Genomic DNA, 3,055 nt, shown 5'->3' with positions numbered 1-3,055 from the left:
AAAAAAATTAGTTAGTCAACTACATGATTAAGGATGCGGAAAGCTTTGATTAGCCTCCTCTCACTTTTGCTCACTCATTTTTCATTTAACTTTTCTCGTCACAATTGAACCGAGGAAGGCTACCTAACTATACAAGATTTTTTAGAAAGAAGTTCATCCTCATATTCATCTTTTATGTGAAAATAATAACAGCATGACTTTGAAAATTTAAAAACTCTATTTTTAGTAACTCAGTCAAATGGGTTTGTAGATGGTTCTACCCCTGGCGAACCTCTACCGTCTCTATCTGCATGTCTATCTCGAAGCAAAGTAGGGCTTTCTTCTTTTCCAAGCTCATGAATAATTTTATTTTGCCTGAAATCCATCCGAATATAACTGTCTACTGGTAGTGTATTTGGCACAAACCGTGAGACTTCTTTGTCATAAGCACGCTGGACAGCAATCACACGAGTTTCGTCACTAAATCCATCAGCACAAGCCGGTAGCGCACCTATTGTAGCAATACGCGCATCATGTTGAGCTAACGAGGTCATTGCATCTTTTAATCCTCGAATATACTTATCCAACTCATCCCTAATACTACTATTTCTAACTTCACGCCCATCACTCCCAATTTTTCCCTCCAAGCCATTAATAATTGCTTGTTGATTAGGTGTAAATGTTTGCTTATGTGCTGTTTGATCAAGCTTAACCGTTTTGGAGTCAGTCTTGCGGATAGCAATAGCATCCTCTAACTGTCGTTCAAGGATGGCGATTAAGCTTTTTGTTGAATCGATAACCGTTTTAATATCTGTTGTAATGTGCTCAATATTGCCATGCACACTTCTTTGGTAACAGGTATTAAGTTTATGGATTTCTCTCATAAATTCACTCGGCATTGCGGCAAATACTGCTAAATTTCTTGCTAAATCAACTGATGTATCTACAACATTTTTGGCATTTTCAAAAAATGATGATTTAAGGTCACGTGCAGTCTGCTTTCCTAGTTCATGAAATAACATTTCAGCACAATTTTTCATTAAATTTTTAAATTTAGAGTTAGTTCCAAAAATATTATGCTCATCTTTAGCTAACTTATTACACAGATTAATTAAATTAACATGCTTCGCCACAGGCTTAACAGCATCACCCAGCCCACTTAACTCATCCATTATTTTGGACAAAATCATCAGACGATCTTTTGATGTTGAAGTAAATGAGTCGGCTCTATCCATTTCATATTTTTTAATTAATTCAACAAATTGAGTAAGGTAATAATTATCAATTCTTGTTACATTCACTCTTTCAAATGTCAGCCCTTGACGTATTGCCCGAGAATAATCATCCCTAGTTTGGTGAATATCATTCATCTCATATCTAGTTCTAAACCAATGTTCGTTCCAAGAGGTTCTTGGGGCAGCATTAAACCCAAAGTAACTCGCAGCTGTACTACCAGGCCCTACAAGGCCATATCTAAGAAAATAAGAATGCGCTAAATCTAACCGATTTTTCTCACTTTCCTTCAAAGCTGTTTTAGGCATAGGGAAATCTCCATATTCAAAAATTAAAACTTATGCAAATATCAATTAAATTAAGATTAACTGCAAAAATCAATATTAAATGCATGAGGATATTAACAATATACTTACATACAATTACAGAGAATACAACACAGATTGCTTAAATGTTTTTATGTTTTTATATTTTAAAGATTCTTTTTTCAAATGTTTATCTAAAACAGCTAAACAAACGACAATTGAGCCAAAGATAATAAACAAGTCGACGGCTAATACGATCAGACTCAAGCCACTCCACTCGAGTCAATGTATTAAATTATTCATCGAATCAGCAAGACCATTGCAATCTTTAACAATTAGTGAAAATAAAGACAAAATAATAAGAGGAATTTCTTCAAGCAGATTGCTTAAATGTTTTTTATATTTTGAAGATTACTTTTTGAAAAGTTCATCCCAGACGGCTGCACAAACAACAATTGAGCCAAAGATAATAAACAAACCGACGGCTAATACGATCAGGCCCAAGCCACCCCACTCGAGCCAGTGTATCAACTTGTTCATCAAATCAGCAAGGCCATGGCCATCTTTACCAATTAATGAAATTATAATACAGCTTAATAATGAAATTATAGCTAAAAGAATAACAAGGGATTTCTTCAAACAGAACCACCTAAAGAAAGATGGCCATCCTGGGCAACAACTTCTGTAGAAGTAATATTATTAATTTTCCCAAGACCTTCGAGCGACTCTCCAAGATTCACGGTAATAATTTGCCCTTCAGCGCCTTTAAGAGTTGCACTAATCCCTGGCACAAGCATAACCAACTGCCATTTTATTAATTTTTTATTTAATGAATTAGTTTTAATAGCTTGATCTTTTTCATTCACTTCCTGAATATTATGTATTTGGTCATGATGTTTTAGGCTGAGCTCTTCGGAGAAAAGAAAGCTTGAAAGAAAAATAATGACGAACAGCCCTAAAGCAGAACTAATAATCATACGGTTCAGTTTGCGCTTTTTCTCACGCACTGAGTAAGCACTCACCTGCGCAGCAATAAACTCACGCTCCTTATCGTTTAGAACAATGGTTGGCTCATCACACCCAGAATAGTTCACATTATGCCTTTAATTCTCTCTATATCGTTTCAATTTTACTTGAAAACATATAGACTAACAAGTTATCTATTATTGATATCTAGCTTAGTAAACATGAAGATAATAAAATCATTGACTTATATTTCCGCCCTAATTCCAACAGCCTTTCTTGCAAGCTGCACAGTGAACCCTGTTAAGCTGCAGCCTTCCAGCACTGTGTACTCAGGCCCCGTTACGGCATCGGTTTTAGCCTTCCCTATCACTGTTGCCCCAGTCACAATGGCAACTACGGAACTGCATGGGCAATACAAACTATACACTTTGAACAGTTTTCCTAAAACCCTGCGTCTAACCATCCAGGATATGTTAAAACAGTCCAACCTATCCAGCAAGGCCGGCTCAAAGAGCGACAGCCAGTTGATCGTCAAAATATCAAAAATCTCGATCCAGCAGGATAAGTCCCAT

Annotated in this window: 4 protein-coding genes; all 4 read right to left on the bottom strand. The window is 36.2% G+C overall.

Annotated features, from left to right (window positions below):
• Window positions 1–230: 230 nt before the first annotated feature.
• The gene (locus BGC07_RS14350; protein ID WP_069313652.1) at window positions 231–1,520 is read right to left on the bottom strand and encodes a hypothetical protein; all 1,290 of its coding nucleotides are present in this window, start codon (window positions 1,518–1,520) and stop codon (window positions 231–233) included.
• Window positions 1,521–1,928: 408 nt separating this feature from the next.
• Window positions 1,929–2,156, bottom strand: a complete 228-nt coding sequence (locus tag BGC07_RS14345; RefSeq protein ID WP_069313651.1) for a hypothetical protein — start codon at window positions 2,154–2,156, stop codon at window positions 1,929–1,931.
• Window positions 2,153–2,611, bottom strand: coding sequence for a hypothetical protein (locus tag BGC07_RS14340; RefSeq protein WP_069313650.1), 459 nt, complete (start codon window positions 2,609–2,611; stop codon window positions 2,153–2,155). The genes BGC07_RS14345 and BGC07_RS14340 overlap by 4 nt, the downstream gene beginning before the upstream one ends.
• A 116-nt stretch (window positions 2,612–2,727) precedes the next feature.
• On the bottom strand, window positions 2,728–3,055 hold a 328-nt coding region (locus tag BGC07_RS22645), incomplete at its 5' end, for a hypothetical protein (RefSeq protein ID WP_235603266.1).

Origin of the sequence: Piscirickettsia litoralis, from assembly GCF_001720395.1 — a bacterium.
Lineage (GTDB): Bacteria > Pseudomonadota > Gammaproteobacteria > Piscirickettsiales > Piscirickettsiaceae > Piscirickettsia > Piscirickettsia litoralis.
This window is presented reverse-complemented; position numbering and strand designations above follow the sequence as displayed.

Coding starts and splice junctions, on each gene's coding strand:
- BGC07_RS14350 (WP_069313652.1), bottom strand. CDS start 1,520: ATGCCTAAAACAGCTTTGAAGGAAAGTGAGAAAAATCGGTTAGATTTA.